The organism is Pseudomonas pisciculturae, from assembly GCF_015461805.1.
Lineage (GTDB): Bacteria > Pseudomonadota > Gammaproteobacteria > Pseudomonadales > Pseudomonadaceae > Aquipseudomonas > Aquipseudomonas pisciculturae.
The window spans coordinates 102334-116851 of the sequence record NZ_JACVZE010000002.1 but is presented as its reverse complement, the minus strand read 5'-3'; the positions used below and the strand labels follow the sequence as shown (position 1 = coordinate 116851).

14 protein-coding genes are annotated in these 14518 nt (G+C 61.0%); 11 read left to right on the top strand and 3 right to left on the bottom strand.

Annotation, left to right across the window (positions count from 1 at the left end; all coding sequences use genetic code 11):
- Positions 1 to 57: 57 nt before the first annotated feature.
- From ICY20_RS06180 to fdhA, 7 genes are all read left to right on the top strand, one after another.
- A complete protein-coding gene (locus tag ICY20_RS06180; protein WP_159962992.1) occupies positions 58 to 1311 on the top strand; it encodes a serine hydroxymethyltransferase in 1254 nt (417 codons plus the stop codon).
- Positions 1312 to 1333: 22 nt separating this feature from the next.
- The gene (locus tag ICY20_RS06175; RefSeq protein ID WP_010207084.1) at positions 1334 to 2584 is read left to right on the top strand and encodes a sarcosine oxidase subunit beta; all 1251 of its coding nucleotides are present in this window, start codon (positions 1334 to 1336) and stop codon (positions 2582 to 2584) included.
- A gap of 15 nt (positions 2585 to 2599) precedes the next feature.
- Positions 2600 to 2902 carry a sarcosine oxidase subunit delta gene (locus tag ICY20_RS06170; protein ID WP_122735960.1) on the top strand — a complete coding sequence of 101 codons (303 nt, stop codon included), beginning with the start codon at positions 2600 to 2602 and terminating at the stop codon, positions 2900 to 2902.
- Positions 2899 to 5916 carry a sarcosine oxidase subunit alpha gene (locus tag ICY20_RS06165; RefSeq protein WP_194937148.1) on the top strand — a complete coding sequence of 1006 codons (3018 nt, stop codon included), beginning with the start codon at positions 2899 to 2901 and terminating at the stop codon, positions 5914 to 5916. The genes ICY20_RS06170 and ICY20_RS06165 overlap by 4 nt, the downstream gene beginning before the upstream one ends.
- A gap of 131 nt (positions 5917 to 6047) precedes the next feature.
- Entirely contained in the window at positions 6048 to 6680 is a 633-nt protein-coding gene (locus ICY20_RS06160; RefSeq protein WP_194937147.1) for a sarcosine oxidase subunit gamma, read from the top strand.
- Positions 6681 to 6690: 10 nt separating this feature from the next.
- A complete protein-coding gene (gene purU / locus ICY20_RS06155; protein ID WP_016977808.1) occupies positions 6691 to 7548 on the top strand; it encodes a formyltetrahydrofolate deformylase in 858 nt (285 codons plus the stop codon).
- Positions 7549 to 7733: 185 nt separating this feature from the next.
- The gene (gene fdhA / locus ICY20_RS06150; RefSeq protein ID WP_159962995.1) at positions 7734 to 8933 is read left to right on the top strand and encodes a formaldehyde dehydrogenase, glutathione-independent; all 1200 of its coding nucleotides are present in this window, start codon (positions 7734 to 7736) and stop codon (positions 8931 to 8933) included.
- Between the two features lie 68 nt (positions 8934 to 9001).
- Here the strand turns inward: fdhA and ICY20_RS06145 are convergent, their stop codons facing one another.
- Together ICY20_RS06145 and ICY20_RS06140 are read right to left on the bottom strand one after the other, a co-directional pair.
- Positions 9002 to 9391 carry a hypothetical protein gene (locus ICY20_RS06145; RefSeq protein WP_228758339.1) on the bottom strand — a complete coding sequence of 130 codons (390 nt, stop codon included), beginning with the start codon at positions 9389 to 9391 and terminating at the stop codon, positions 9002 to 9004.
- Positions 9392 to 9654: 263 nt separating this feature from the next.
- Complete coding sequence (locus tag ICY20_RS06140; protein WP_407692617.1) at positions 9655 to 10119, bottom strand: anti-sigma factor domain-containing protein; 465 nt, start codon at positions 10117 to 10119, stop codon at positions 9655 to 9657.
- Between the two features lie 136 nt (positions 10120 to 10255).
- On the opposite strand from ICY20_RS06140, the gene ICY20_RS06135 reads away from it, so the two are divergent.
- Complete coding sequence (locus tag ICY20_RS06135) at positions 10256 to 10828, top strand: DUF2780 domain-containing protein (RefSeq protein WP_159963411.1); 573 nt, start codon at positions 10256 to 10258, stop codon at positions 10826 to 10828.
- On the opposite strand, the gene ICY20_RS06130 is transcribed toward ICY20_RS06135, so the two are convergent.
- Complete coding sequence (locus ICY20_RS06130) at positions 10825 to 11712, bottom strand: acyltransferase (protein WP_194937145.1); 888 nt, start codon at positions 11710 to 11712, stop codon at positions 10825 to 10827. The genes ICY20_RS06135 and ICY20_RS06130 overlap by 4 nt on opposite strands.
- A gap of 140 nt (positions 11713 to 11852) precedes the next feature.
- On the opposite strand from ICY20_RS06130, the gene rloA2 reads away from it, so the two are divergent.
- Genes rloA2 through creC form a run of 3 tightly spaced genes read left to right on the top strand, consistent with a single transcriptional unit; the run spans position 11853 to position 14470 of the window.
- On the top strand, positions 11853 to 12353 hold the full coding sequence (gene rloA2 / locus ICY20_RS06125; protein WP_159963409.1) for a retropepsin-like aspartic peptidase RloA2: 501 nt from the start codon (positions 11853 to 11855) through the stop codon (positions 12351 to 12353).
- A 9-nt stretch (positions 12354 to 12362) separates the two neighbouring features.
- On the top strand, positions 12363 to 13031 hold the full coding sequence (gene creB, locus ICY20_RS06120; protein WP_194937144.1) for a two-component system response regulator CreB: 669 nt from the start codon (positions 12363 to 12365) through the stop codon (positions 13029 to 13031).
- Positions 13031 to 14470, top strand: coding sequence for a two-component system sensor histidine kinase CreC (gene creC / locus ICY20_RS06115; protein ID WP_194937143.1), 1440 nt, complete (start codon positions 13031 to 13033; stop codon positions 14468 to 14470). The genes creB and creC overlap by 1 nt, the downstream gene beginning before the upstream one ends.
- The last annotated feature ends 48 nt before the right edge of the window (positions 14471 to 14518 follow it).

Here is a 14518-nt window from a genome sequence, read left to right as displayed (position 1 = left end):
ATCGCATCAAAGGGCCCCACACGGGCCTCAACAATACGAAAGGCTGGGAGAGACGCGATGTTCAGCAAACAAGACCAGATTCAGGGATATGACGACGCACTGCTGGCGGCCATGAATGCCGAGGAGCAGCGCCAGGAAGATCATATCGAGCTGATCGCGTCAGAGAACTACACCAGCAAGCGCGTGATGGAAGCTCAAGGCAGCGGCCTCACCAACAAATACGCCGAAGGTTACCCAGGCAAGCGCTACTACGGTGGCTGCGAGCATGTGGATAAAGTCGAAGCCCTGGCCATCGAACGCGCCAAGCAGCTGTTCGGCGCCGATTACGCCAACGTGCAGCCGCACTCCGGTTCGTCGGCCAACAGCGCCGTGTACCTGGCGCTGATCAATGCGGGCGACACCATCCTGGGCATGAGCCTGGCCCACGGCGGTCACTTGACCCACGGCGCCAAAGTGTCGTCCTCGGGCAAGCTGTACAACGCGGTGCAATACGGCATCAACACCGACACCGGCCTGATCGACTACGACGAAGTCGAGCGTCTGGCGGTGGAGCACAAGCCGAAAATGGTTGTGGCCGGTTTCTCTGCCTACTCCAAGACCCTGGATTTCCCACGTTTCCGTGCGATCGCCGACAAGGTGGGCGCGCTGCTGTTCGTTGACATGGCCCACGTCGCTGGTCTGGTTGCTGCTGGCCTGTACCCGAACCCGCTGCCGTACGCCGACGTGGTCACCACCACCACCCACAAGACTCTGCGCGGTCCACGTGGCGGTTTGATCCTGGCCAAGTCCAACGAAGAAATTGAAAAGAAACTCAACGCTGCCGTATTCCCGGGCGCCCAGGGTGGCCCGCTGATGCACGTCATCGCTGGCAAGGCTGTTTGCTTTAAGGAAGCACAAGAGCCTGGCTTCAAGGTTTACCAGCAACAAGTGATCGACAACGCCCAGGCCATGGCCAGCGTGTTTATCAAACGTGGCTACGATGTAGTGTCCGGCGGCACCGATAACCACCTGTTCCTGGTCAGCCTGATCCGTCAGGGCCTCACCGGCAAAGAGGCGGATGCCGCCCTGGGCCGCGCCCACATTACCGTCAACAAGAACGCCGTACCCAATGACCCGCAGTCGCCATTCGTGACCTCGGGCCTGCGTATCGGCACCCCGGCGGTGACCACCCGTGGTTTCAAAGTGGCGCAGTGCGTCGAGTTGGCTGGCTGGATCTGCGACATCCTCGACAACCTCGGCGACGCCGATGTCGAGGCCAACGTGGCCAAGCACGTGTCTGCCCTGTGCGCTGATTTCCCGGTTTATCGCTGAGCGCGGTTTTGGAGTAATGACTATGCAACGCTACTCAGGCTTCGGCCTCTTCAAGCACTCCCTCAGCCATCACGAAAACTGGCAGAAGATGTGGCGCACGCCGACCCCTAAAAAGGTCTACGACGTGGTCATCGTCGGCGGCGGCGGGCATGGTCTGGCGACCGCCTACTACCTGGCCAAAGAGCACGGCATCACCAACGTGGCCGTGGTCGAGAAAGGCTGGTTGGGCGGCGGGAACACCGCGCGCAACACCACCATCGTGCGTTCCAACTACCTGTGGGACGAGTCGGCGCACCTGTATGAACACGCGATGAAACTGTGGGAAGGCCTGTCTCAAGACCTGAACTACAACGTGATGTTCTCCCAGCGCGGTGTGTACAACCTGTGCCACACCCTGCAAGACATCCGTGATTCCGAGCGCCGCGTCAGCGCCAACCGCCTCAACGGCGTGGACGGCGAGCTGCTCAACGCCAAGCAAGTGGCCGACGAGATCCCGTACCTCGATTGCTCCAAGAACACCCGCTATCCAGTACTCGGCGCCACCGTGCAACGTCGCGGCGGCGTGGCCCGTCACGATGCCGTGGCGTGGGGCTTTGCTCGCGCCGCTGACGCATTGGGCGTGGACCTGATCCAGCAGACCGAAGTGATCGGTTTTCGCAAGGAAAACGGCGTGTGCATCGGTGTGGAAACCAACAAGGGCTTTATCGGCGCCAAGCGCGTCGGTGTAGTCACCGCCGGTAACTCCGGGCACATGGCCTCGCTGGCCGGTTTTCGTCTGCCGATTGAATCCCACCCGCTGCAAGCGTTGGTGTCGGAGCCGATCAAGCCGATTATCGATAGCGTGATCATGTCCAACGCCGTGCACGGTTACATCAGCCAGTCCGACAAGGGCGACCTGGTGATCGGCGCCGGTATCGACGGCTACAACGGCTACGGCCAGCGTGGTTCGTACCCGGTGATCGAGCACACCATCCAGGCCATCGTCGAGATGTTCCCGGTGCTGTCGCGCGTGCGCATGAACCGTCAGTGGGGCGGCATCGTCGACACCACGCCGGATGCGTGCCCGATCATCTCCAAGACCCCAGTACCGAACATGTTCTTTAACTGCGGCTGGGGCACCGGTGGCTTCAAGGCCACGCCGGGCTCAGGCAACGTGTTTGCGGCAAGCCTGGCCAAGGGTGAAATGCACCCGTTGGCGGCCCCTTTCTCCATCGACCGTTTCCACAACGGTGCGTTGATCGACGAACACGGCGCTGCGGCCGTCGCCCACTAACAGGAGAAATTTCCTATGTTGCATATCTTCTGTCCTCACTGTGGCGAACTGCGCTCCGAAGAGGAATTCCACGCATCCGGCCAAGCGCACATCCCGCGCCCGCTGGACCCGAATGCCTGCACCGATGAGCAGTGGGGCGACTACATGTTCTTCCGCGATAACCCTCGCGGCCTGCACCACGAGCTGTGGATTCACGCCGCCGGTTGCCGCCAGTATTTCAACGCGACGCGTGACACCGTGACCTACGAAATTCTTGAAACCTACAAGATCGGTGAGAAGCCGCAATTCACCGCCAAGGCTGCTGGAGAGAAGGTATGAGCCAGACCAATCGCCTGTCCAACGGTGGCCGGATCGACCGTAATAAAGTGCTGACGTTTACTTTCAACGGCCAGACTTACAAAGGCTTTGAAGGCGACACATTGGCAGCAGCCCTGCTGGCCAACGGCGTCGACATCATCGGCCGCAGCTTCAAGTATTCCCGCCCTCGCGGCATCTTTGCCGCCGGTGCCGAAGAGCCGAACGCTGTGTTGCAGATCGGTGCCACCGAAGCCACCCAGATCCCCAACGTGCGCGCCACCCAACAGGCGCTGTACCAAGGCCTGGTCGCCACCAGCACCAACGGCTGGCCGAACGTCAACACCGACGTGATGGGTATTCTTGGCAAGGTCGGCGGCAAGCTGATGCCGCCGGGTTTCTACTACAAAACCTTTATGTACCCGCAATCGTTCTGGATGACCTACGAGAAGTACATTCGTAAGGCCGCCGGTCTTGGCCGCTCGCCGACCGAGAACGACCCGGACACCTACGACAACTTCAACCGTCACTGCGACGTGCTGGTGGTTGGCGCCGGCCCTGCTGGCCTGGCCGCTGCATTGGCTGCTGCACGCAGCGGTGCCCGCGTGATCATCGCTGACGAGCAGGAAGAGTTCGGTGGCTCCTTGCTCGATTCCCGTGAAAGCCTCGACGGCAAGCCTGCCGCTGAATGGGTCGCCAGCGTTATCGCTGAACTCAAGGCCCTGCCGGACGTGGTGCTGCTGCCCCGCGCCACCGTCAACGGCTACCACGACCACAACTTCCTGACCATTCACGAGCGTCTCACCGACCACCTCGGTGACCGTGCGCCGATTGGTGTGGTGCGTCAGCGTATCCACCGTGTGCGCGCCAAGCGTGTTGTCTTGGCCACCGGCGCGTGCGAGCGCCCGCTGGTGTATGGCAACAACGATGTGCCGGGCAACATGCTGGCGGGTGCGGTTTCGACCTACGTGCGCCGCTACGGCGTGGCACCGGGTAAAAAACTGGTGTTGTCCACCAACAACGACCACGCCTACCGCGTTGCGCTGGACTGGTTGGATGCGGGCCTGCAAGTGGTTGCCGTGGCCGATGTACGCCACAACCCACGCGGCGCGCTGGTGGAAGAAGCCCGCGCCAAAGGCATTCGCATCCTCACCGGCAGCGCCGTGGTTGAAGCCCGTGGCACCAAGCGTGTGACCGCTGCGCGTATCGCCGCGATTGATGTCAAAGCACATAAAGTCAGCAGCCCCGGCGAATGGCTGGATTGCGACCTGGTGGCCAGCTCCGGCGGCTACAGCCCCGTGGTTCACTTGGCCTCGCACTTGGGCGGCAAGCCGACGTGGCGTGAAGACATCCTCGGTTTTGTACCGGGCGAAGCACCGCAAAAACGCGTGTGCGTCGGTGGTATCAACGGCGTCTACGGCCTCGGCGATTCCCTGGCCGACGGTTTTGAAGGCGGCGTACGCGCGGCCAGCGAAGCCGGCTTTGCCCCGGTGGAAGGCACGTTGCCCAAAGCCCTGAGCCGCCTGGAAGAGCCGACCCTGGCGATCTACCAAGTGCCGCACGACAAACCAACCGCACGGGCGCCAAAGCAATTTGTCGACCTGCAAAACGACGTTACTGCTGCCGCCATCGAGCTGGCAACCCGCGAAGGGTTTGAGTCGGTCGAACACGTCAAACGCTACACCGCGCTGGGCTTCGGCACCGACCAGGGCAAACTGGGTAACGTCAACGGCCTGGCCATTGCCGCCCGCTCCCTGAACGTGACCATCCCGCAGATGGGCACCACCATGTTCCGCCCCAACTACACGCCGGTGACCTTCGGCGCGATTGCGGGCCGTCATGTTGGGCACATCTTCGAGCCGGTACGCTACACCGCCCTGCAAGCCTGGCACGTCAAGAACGGCGCCGAGTTTGAAGATGTCGGCCAGTGGAAACGCCCGTGGTACTTCCCGCGCAACGGTGAAGACCTGCACGCCGCCGTGAAACGCGAATGCCTGGCCGTGCGCGACAGCGTCGGCCTGCTGGACGCCTCCACCCTCGGCAAGATCGACATCCAGGGCCCGGACGCGCGTGAGTTCCTCAACCGCATCTACTCCAACGCCTGGACCAAGCTCGACGTGGGCAAGGCGCGCTACGGCCTGATGTGCAAGGAAGACGGCATGGTCTTCGATGACGGCGTGACCGCCTGCATCGCTGACAACCACTTCCTGATGACCACCACCACTGGCGGCGCCGCTCGCGTACTGCAATGGCTGGAAATCTACCAACAGACCGAATGGCCAGACCTCAAGGTGTACTTCACCTCGGTCACTGACCACTGGGCGACCATGACCCTGTCCGGCCCCAACAGCCGCAAGCTGCTGGCAGAAGTCACCGACATCGACCTGGACAAGGACGGCTTCCCGTTCATGACCTGGAAAGAAGGTTTGGTGGGCGGCGTACCGGCCCGTGTGTTCCGCATCTCGTTTACCGGTGAGCTGTCGTACGAAGTCAACGTGCAGGCTGACTACGCCATGGGCGTGCTGGAAAAAATCGTCGACGCCGGCAAGAAGTACAACCTGACCCCGTACGGCACCGAAACCATGCACGTGCTGCGGGCCGAGAAGGGCTTCATCATCGTCGGCCAAGACACCGACGGCTCGATGACCCCGGACGACCTGAACATGGGCTGGTGCGTTGGCCGCACCAAACCGTTCTCGTGGATCGGCTGGCGCGGCATGAACCGTGAAGACTGCGTGCGTGAAGAGCGTAAGCAGTTGGTGGGCTTGAAGCCGATTGACCCGAACGTGTGGCTGCCGGAAGGCGCGCAGTTGGTGTTTGATCCGAAGCAGACGATCCCGATGAAGATGGTTGGTCACGTCACCTCAAGCTATGCGCATAACTCCCTGGGCTATTCGTTTGCCATGGGTGTGGTGAAGGGCGGCTTGAAGCGCATTGGCGAGCGGGTGTTCTCACCGCAGGCCGATGGCAGCGTGATCGAGGCGGAGATTGTGTCTTCGGTGTTCTTTGACCCGAAAGGCGATCGCCAGAACATCTGATGGACCGAGTCGCCTGCATCGCAGGCAAGCCAGCTCCCACACTTGAATGTATTCACAATTCAAAAATGTGGGAGGGGGCTTGCCCCCGATGAGGCCAGAACAGACACCACCGAATTCAGAACAGGTGCTTTATGACAGCAGCCAATGTTTACCAACAACGCCCTACCACCGGCGCCAAGGCCGAGTCGTCGCTGCACCATGCCGACCTCGCCAGCCTGGTCGGCAAGGGCCGCAAGAACGCCGGCGTGACCGTGCGTGAAAAGAAACTCCTGGGCCACCTGACCATTCGTGGCGACGGCCACGATGCAGCGTTCGCCGCCGGCGTGCACAAGGCCCTGGGCATCGAACTGCCGGGCGCCTTGAGCGTGATCATCAAAGGCGAAACCAGCCTGCAATGGCTCGGCCCGGATGAGTGGTTGCTCATCGTGCCAAGCGGTGAAGAATTTGCCGCCGAGCAAAACCTGCGTGCCGCCCTGGGTGAGTTGCATATCCAGATCGTCAACGTCAGCGGCGGCCAGCAGATCCTTGAACTGGGCGGCCCGAACGTGCGCGACGTGCTGATGAAGTCCACCAGTTACGACGTGCACCCCGACAACTTCCCGGTGGGCAAGGCCGTGGGCACCGTGTTTGCGAAGTCGCAACTGGTGATCCGTCATACCGCCGAAGACACCTGGGAGCTGCTGATTCGTCGCAGCTTCTCGGACTACTGGTGGTTGTGGTTGCAGGATGCGTCTGCCGAATTCGGCCTGAGCGTCCAAGCCTGAGGATTCACTTATGAGCCGCGCACCTGACACATGGATTTTGACCGCCGACTGCCCCAGCGTGCTCGGCACGGTGGACGCGGTCACCCGCTACCTGTTCGAACAGGGTTGCTACGTCACTGAGCATCACTCGTTCGATGACCGGCTCTCCGGGCGGTTTTTTATCCGCGTGGAATTCCGCCAGCCCGACGGTTTTGACGAGCAGGGTTTCCGCGATGGCCTGGCCACTCGCGGCGAAGCCTTTGGCATGATCTTCGAGCTGACGGCGCCGAACTACCGGCCAAAAGTGGTGATCATGGTCTCCAAGGCCGATCACTGTCTGAACGATTTACTGTACCGCCAGCGTATCGGCCAGCTGTCGATGGACGTGGTCGCGGTGGTGTCCAACCACCCTGATTTGAAGCCGTTGGCCGACTGGCACCAGATTCCCTACTACCATTTCCCCCTCGACCCCAACGACAAGCCGTCCCAGGAGCGTCAAGTGTGGCAAGTGGTGGAAGACACCGGTGCGGAGTTGGTGATTCTTGCGCGCTACATGCAAGTGTTGTCGCCGGAGCTGTGCCGCAAACTTGATGGAAAAGCCATCAACATTCACCACTCGTTGTTGCCTGGGTTCAAGGGCGCCAAGCCTTATCATCAGGCGTACAACAAGGGCGTGAAACTGGTGGGCGCTACGGCGCATTACATCAACAACGATCTGGATGAAGGCCCGATCATCGCCCAGGGCGTGGAGGTGGTGGATCACAGCCACTATCCCGAGGACTTGATTGCCAAGGGGCGGGATATTGAAGGGCTGACACTGGCTCGGGCGGTGGGGTATCACATTGAGCGGCGGGTGTTTCTCAACGCCAATAGAACTGTGGTGCTCTGACTGACGCCATCGGGGGCAAGCCCCCTCCCACATTTTGATCGCGCCGCCTATCCAATGTGGGAGGGGGCTTGCCCCCGATGAGGCCCTAACGGACAAAGCAACAAACAGCATCTGTACCCGAGCATTTAACGCGCTGCCCATCCAAGGGCAACGCTGTTCCATAAAAACAACAGCGAGGTGAAAGCATGTCTGGTAATCGTGGTGTCGTGTATCTCGGCAACGGCCAAGTCGAAGTACAGAAAATCGACTATCCCAAAATGCAGGACCCCCGTGGCAGGAAGATTGAGCACGGCGTCATCCTGCGCGTGGTCTCCACCAACATCTGCGGCTCCGACCAACACATGGTGCGCGGCCGCACCACTGCCCAGGTCGGCCTGGTGCTCGGTCACGAGATCACCGGCGAAGTGATCGAGATGGGCAGCGGCGTCGAAAACCTGAAAATCGGCGACCTGGTCTCGGTACCGTTCAACGTCGCCTGCGGCCTCTGCCGTTCTTGCAAAGAACAACACACCGGTGTGTGCTTGAGCGTCAACCCGGCCCGTCCGGGCGGTGCCTACGGCTACGTCGACATGGGCGACTGGACCGGCGGCCAGGCCGAGTACGTGCTGGTGCCGTATGCCGACTTCAACTTGCTGAAACTGCCGGACCGCGACAAGGCCATGGAAAAAATCCGTGACCTGACCTGCCTCTCCGACATTCTGCCCACCGGCTACCACGGCGCTGTGACGGCCGGCGTTGGCCCAGGCAGCACCGTGTATATCGCTGGCGCCGGCCCGGTCGGCCTGGCCGCTGCCGCTTCCGCTCGCCTGTTGGGCGCTGCGGTGGTGATCATCGGCGACGTTAACCCGATCCGCCTGGCCCACGCCAAAGCTCAGGGCTTTGAAATTGCCGACCTGTCCACCGACACCCCGCTGCACGAACAGATCGCCGCGCTGCTGGGCGAGCCGGAAGTGGACTGCGCAGTTGACTGCGTAGGCTTCGAAGCACGTGGCCACGGCCATGATGGCGTCAAGGCCGAAGCCCCGGCCACTGTGCTCAACTCGTTGATGGGTGTGGTGCGCGTGGCGGGCAAGATTGGTATCCCTGGCCTGTACGTCACCGAAGACCCGGGTGCGGTGGATGCCGCTGCGAAAATGGGCAGCCTGAGCATTCGCTTTGGTTTGGGCTGGGCTAAATCCCACAGCTTCCATACCGGGCAAACGCCGGTGATGAAGTACAACCGCCAACTGATGCAGGCGATCATGTGGGACCGGCTCAACATTGCTGACATCGTCGGCGTGCAGGTGATCAGCCTGGACGATGCGCCACGTGGGTATGGCGAGTTCGATGCGGGCGTGCCGAAGAAATTTGTAATTGATCCGCACAAACTGTTCAGTGCAGCGTAACTGTCCAGTGCAGCATAGCGGGCAGTACTGAAAAAATGGCGACCCCTGAGGTCGCCATTTTTTATCGGTTACTTGAGGGTTGAGAGGCGCAGATAGGGATCGCTCACTTCACCGTTCTTGATCTGGCGTTTGCCGCCGTAATCGCAAAAAAACTTACCGTTGCGTTCACTGAATTCCTCGGCCTTGAGCTCGTGTTCCGGGGCCAAATAGTCATCTGTGGTTGCTGCCGTTTGCCCTGCCCACGTTTTGCCGTTGGCGGTGGCGCTGTATTGATAGCCCTCGCCAAAGGGCGCTGGGAGGTCAGGGTCTGTGTAGGGTTTGGATTGGATATCGCGGGGCGCAGGGCATTGGTCGATGCCGCTGGCCTGGGGCGGTGAGGCCCCGTCTTGCGTACGAGAAGGCAAATGGTTGATTGCACTGAAGGCAACATAAAAATTGGGTATCAATCCGATCATCATCGTTACAGCTCCTTGTTTTGTGGCTGAGCCTCCCCGTTGAATGTGAATAGGAGGGCCACCTTGGGTGGGCTGTCCGGATGGATGAGTTCCGCCAGAACCTGGAGCGCGGGTTGTGAATGTGTGGACGGTCACTGTAGGAAGGCTTCGGCGGCGCTTTTCACGGATGCGCAAATGAGCATTGGGTAATGTCCAGGTCTTCGCAATACGTGCCTCTCCAATCGCCTTTAGGGAAAAGGTTCCACTTCAAGACAGGGTAAAGTGACTCAGCGAGCCGCCAACGCTCCCTGATAAATCGTCGGCCCTGTCGGCTGCTTGCTCCGCGATCCACCCTTGAGCTCCGAACTCACCATCACCTCCACCGGCTTGCGAATGCTGGCCTGCTGGCGCGGGTTCAGGCCAATGATGCCTTTGCCGTCCTCCGGTAGCAGCCCCAATGAAACCGGTGCCTTGCCTTCAGGCATTGCCCACAGCTCCAGGCTGCGATCCGGCTCTGGCGCGGCGGTCGCAATCGGTTCGACTTCAAGATAGTCCTTGTGCGCCATCAACTGCGCGGCTGGCTGCTGGGTGACGGTCACCAGCGTGGCGGCAGACTTGACGTTGTCTTGGTTGTACAGCGCGCCGCCCACGCCTGCGACGATGGCCAGGCACACGCCGACAAAAACGCGAGGGCGGTTCCAGAATGGTTTTTTTTGCTCAATCACAATTACGGCGTGGCGGGTGGCGCTCATCGGGTTGGTCCTGGCAAGTTTTGCATTCATTGCATGGACTGCAACCCCGCCATTGGGTTCCTCGACCCGTTTTGAACAATGTGCCGGATGCCCAGTCAAACGCCTGCTTTCGCACCTATATCCAGAGGTTGTTTCAATGAAGATTTCACGCGGTTTCGCCCTTTCCTGTCTGATGACTCTGGCAGCCGGCCCGGTGTTTGCCGCAGGCTTCAGCCTTGGCGATGCGGCCAATGCCATTTCCGGCATGCAGGGTGGCAACAACAAGGCCGCTGCCGCCGCACCGTCGTCCGAGACGGCCGGCTTGCTGAGTGCACTGACCTCACAACTGAACATCACCCCCGAGCAGGCTGTCGGCGGCACCGGCGCCATGTTGGGCCTGGCTAAAAACAAGCTGAGCGGCAATGACTATTCGCAATTGGGCAGCAGCGTGCCGGGCCTGGACCAGTTGTCGGGCAACAATGCCTTGGGCAGTCTCGGTGCCTTGAGCGGCATGCTCGGCCAGACCGGCGGCAGCAAGACCAGCGGCCTGGACGGCCTGCTGGGCAATGTGAAGAGCACCAATGACCTCAACACGGCGTTTAGCGCGTTGGGCATGGACAGCGGCATGATCGGCCAGTTTGCGCCGGTGATCCTGCAGTACCTGGGCGGTCAGGGGGCCAGCGATTCTGTACTGGGCAAACTGGCCCAGGCCTGGGGCACCGGCAGCTAAGTACGCTCTGCGCGCAGTTGTGCGATGCGCGCATCCTTCTCGTTCCAGAGCTGGTTCACCCAGTTCTGGATGGTCTGGCGAAACGCCGGGTCGTTCTCGTAATCCCCTTGCCACAACGCCGGGTCCAGTTCGCGAGTGCGGATATCGATGATCACTTTCGGCACCGCGCCGCTGATCAAGTCCCAGAACCCCGGAATCTTCTCTTGTGGATAAACCACGGTCACATCGAGGATCGCGTCCAACTGCTCGCCCATCGCCGCCAATACAAACGCCACGCCGCCCGCCTTGGGCTTGAGCAAACGGGTAAACGGCGAATCCTGTTGCTTGCGCTTGGCTTCGTTGAATCGTGTGCCTTCCAGGTAATTGACCACCGTCACCGGCTGACGCTTGAACAGCTCGCAGGCCTGTTTGGTGATTTTCAAATCCTGGCCCGCCAGCTCCGGGTGCTTGGCCAGGAACGCCTTGGTGTAGCGTTTCATGAACGGGTAATCCAACGCCCACCAGGCCAGGCCCAGGAAGGGCACCCAGATCAGTTCTTTTTTCAGGAAGAATTTGAAGAATGGCGTACGCCGGTTGAGGGCCTGGATCAGCGCCGGGATGTCCACCCAGGATTGGTGGTTGCTGATCACCAGATAAGAAGTATCGCCGCGCAGGTCGTCGCCGCCGCGAATGTCCCATTGGGTGGGGATGCATAGGGCGAAGATGAGTTTATCGATCTCGGCCCAGGTCTCGGCGATCCACATCACGGCCCACGACATGTAGTCACGCGAGCGGCCGGGGGCCACCAGCTTGAGCAAGGCAAACACCATCAACGGGCCGATCAGCACCAGGGTGTTGAGCAACAGCAGCAGTGACACAAAACAGCCGGTGAGCAGGCGGCGCATAAGCAACTCTTGAGATCGTGTGGGCGGGTCATGATAAGAGAGGTGAGTCTCGAGGCCAAATCCCGATTCGCCAGAGCATCTAACTAAAGACGGCCTTTGCGGTCTAGAATTCGCCTACTTCTTTCCGAGGGAATGACTTCGTGAAACTGATCCTTGCTGCCTTCGCCCTGGTTGCCTTGCCCGTCATGGCCGCCGAACCGACCCTTTACGGTCGCTACGAATACATCCAACTGCCGGAGATCGGCGAAACCTTCAAGGCCAAGATGGACACCGGCGCCCTGACCGCTTCGTTGTCGGCCCGTGATATCGAGACCTTCACCCGTGACGGCGACGACTGGGTGCGCTTTCGCCTCGGCGGCAAGGATGCTGGCGTCAAGGTCTACGAACACAAGGTGTCGCGCATCAGTAAGATCAAAAGCCGCGCCGACGAAGATGACGACAAGGACGAAGCCAGCGTGGCAAAGCGCCCGGTGATCGACCTGGAAATGTGCCTGGGTAACGTCAAGCGCACGGTCGAGGTCAACCTCACCGACCGCAGCAGCTTCAACTACCCGTTGCTGATTGGTGCCAAGGCCCTGCGTGAATTTGGCGCTGCGGTAAACCCGGCCCGTCGTTACACTGCCGACAAACCGGACTGCTGACAGAGCCCCATGCCCCACATCCTGATTGTCGAAGACGAAGCGGCCATCGCCGATACGCTGGTATTCGCCCTGCAAGGCGAAGGCTTCACCACCACTTGGTTGAGCCTGGGCCAGGAAGCGCTGGCCCATCAGCGCCAAACCCCGGCTGACCTGATCATCCTTGACATTGGCCTACCGGACATCACGGGCTTTGAAACCTGTAAGCAATTGCGTCGTTTCAGCGAAGTGCCGGTGATGTTCCTCAGTGCCAGGGACGGCGAGATCGACCGCGTGGTGGGGCTGGAGATCGGCGCCGATGATTATGTGGTCAAGCCGTTCAGCCCACGGGAAGTGGCGGCGCGGGTACGGGCGATCCTCAAGCGGGTTGGCCCCGGTGTGGCGCCCGCCGTATTCCTGGTGGATCAGGAGCGTATGCAGATCAGCTACCGCGGCCAGCCACTGAGCCTGACGCGACACGAATTCCGCCTGCTGCAAAGCCTGCTGGAACAGCCCGAGCGGGTGTTCAGTCGCGAGCAATTATTGGACGCGGTGGGCGTGGCGGCCGATGCCGGTTACGAGCGCAACATCGACAGCCATATCAAAAGCCTGCGTGGCAAACTGCGCAGCGTGGCGGCCGACGCCGAACCAATCCAGACCCATCGCGGCCTCGGCTACAGCTACAGCCCGAGCAACAGCTGATGCGCCTGGGGCTGCGGATCTTCCTGGTGTATGCGCTGTTTATCGGCCTCACCGGCTACTTCGTACTCAGTACGGTGATGAAGGAAATCCGCCCCGGTGTGCGCCAGTCCACCGAAGAAACCCTGGTGGATACGGCCAACCTGCTGGCTGAAGTCTTAAGGCTGGACGTCAAGAACGGCACCCTCGGCCAAAGCCACTGGCCCGAATTGCTCAAGGCTTACGGTAATCGCCAGCCGGGGGCGACCATCTGGGGCCTGCCGAAAAACCAGGTCAACCACCGCATCTATGTGACCGACGCCAAGGGCATCGTGTTACTGGACTCCATGGGCGAAGCGGTGGGCCAGGACTATTCCAAATGGAACGACGTGTACCTGACCCTGCGCGGCGAGTACGGCGCGCGCTCCACTCGCAGCGACACGAATGACGCCACGTCGTCGGTCATGCACGTAGGGGCGCCGATTCGTGACAACGGCCAGATCATCGGCGTGGTCACCGTGGCCAAGCCCAACAGCTCGTTGCAGCCGTATGTGGACCGCACTGAGCGGCGCCTGCTGTGGTACGGCGCCGGTCTGGTGATTTTGGGCCTGCTGCTCGGTGCGTTGTTGTCGTGGTGGCTGAGCGCGGCCCTGCGACGGCTCACGGCCTATGCCGAGGCGGTCAGCGAAGGCCGGCGTGCTGAGTTGCCGCATTACCGTGGGGGCGAGCTCAAACAGTTATCCACCGCTGTAGAGCACATGCGCACGCAGTTGGAAGGCAAGGCCTACGTCGAGCATTACGTGCACACCCTGACCCACGAATTGAAGAGCCCGCTGGCGGCGATTCGCGGTGCGGCAGAGCTGTTGCAGGGCGACATGAGTCGCGAGCAGCAGCAGCGTTTTGTCGGCAACATCGACAGCGAGAGCGCACGCTTGCAACAGCTGATCGAGCGCCTGCTGAACCTGGCGCAAGTGGAGCAGCGTCAGGGCCTGGAAGAACAGGCAAGCATCCCGCTGGCGGCGATGGTCGAGGCTGTGCTCACGGGCCAATGTGCTCGGATCGAACGAGCCGGCTTGCAGGTCGAGCAGGCGATTGCCGCTGATGTGAAGGTGTACGGCGAGCCCTTCCTGCTGCGCCAGGCCCTGGGCAACCTGCTGGAAAATGCGCTGGATTTCACACCGCCCGGCGGCCTGTTGAAGTTCAGTGCACAGACGCAACGCAATGACGTGCAGGTCAGCCTGTTCAACCAGGCCGCCGCGATTCCCGACTACGCGCTGCCGCGCCTGAGCGAACGCTTCTATTCGCTGCCACGCCCCGCCAGCGGGCGCAAAAGCACGGGCCTGGGCCTTAACTTTGTCGAAGAAGTGATGAAGCTGCACGGCGGCGCCTTGCAGATCGGCAACGTACCCGGTGGCGTGCAAGTGGTGCTGCATCTCCACACAGTCTCCACACAACCCACATAAATCTCCCACACAGGCTGCCCAGACTCTGCCCATCAAAACAGGGAGAGT

Excerpts from the sequence above, each read along its gene's own strand:
- ICY20_RS06130 (WP_194937145.1), bottom strand. The coding sequence starts at position 11,712 with ATGCGCCGCCTGCTCACCGGCTGTTTTGTGTCACTGCTGCTGTTGCTC.
- ICY20_RS06180 (WP_159962992.1), top strand. The coding sequence starts at position 58 with ATGTTCAGCAAACAAGACCAGATTCAGGGATATGACGACGCACTGCTG.
- creB (WP_194937144.1), top strand. The coding sequence starts at position 12,363 with ATGCCCCACATCCTGATTGTCGAAGACGAAGCGGCCATCGCCGATACG.
- ICY20_RS06135 (WP_159963411.1), top strand. The coding sequence starts at position 10,256 with ATGAAGATTTCACGCGGTTTCGCCCTTTCCTGTCTGATGACTCTGGCA.
- ICY20_RS06160 (WP_194937147.1), top strand. The coding sequence starts at position 6,048 with ATGACAGCAGCCAATGTTTACCAACAACGCCCTACCACCGGCGCCAAG.
- ICY20_RS06170 (WP_122735960.1), top strand. The coding sequence starts at position 2,600 with ATGTTGCATATCTTCTGTCCTCACTGTGGCGAACTGCGCTCCGAAGAG.
- ICY20_RS06140 (WP_407692617.1), bottom strand. The coding sequence starts at position 10,119 with ATGAGCGCCACCCGCCACGCCGTAATTGTGATTGAGCAAAAAAAACCA.
- fdhA (WP_159962995.1), top strand. The coding sequence starts at position 7,734 with ATGTCTGGTAATCGTGGTGTCGTGTATCTCGGCAACGGCCAAGTCGAA.
- ICY20_RS06145 (WP_228758339.1), bottom strand. The coding sequence starts at position 9,391 with ATGATGATCGGATTGATACCCAATTTTTATGTTGCCTTCAGTGCAATC.
- purU (WP_016977808.1), top strand. The coding sequence starts at position 6,691 with ATGAGCCGCGCACCTGACACATGGATTTTGACCGCCGACTGCCCCAGC.
- ICY20_RS06165 (WP_194937148.1), top strand. The coding sequence starts at position 2,899 with ATGAGCCAGACCAATCGCCTGTCCAACGGTGGCCGGATCGACCGTAAT.
- ICY20_RS06175 (WP_010207084.1), top strand. The coding sequence starts at position 1,334 with ATGCAACGCTACTCAGGCTTCGGCCTCTTCAAGCACTCCCTCAGCCAT.
- creC (WP_194937143.1), top strand. The coding sequence starts at position 13,031 with ATGCGCCTGGGGCTGCGGATCTTCCTGGTGTATGCGCTGTTTATCGGC.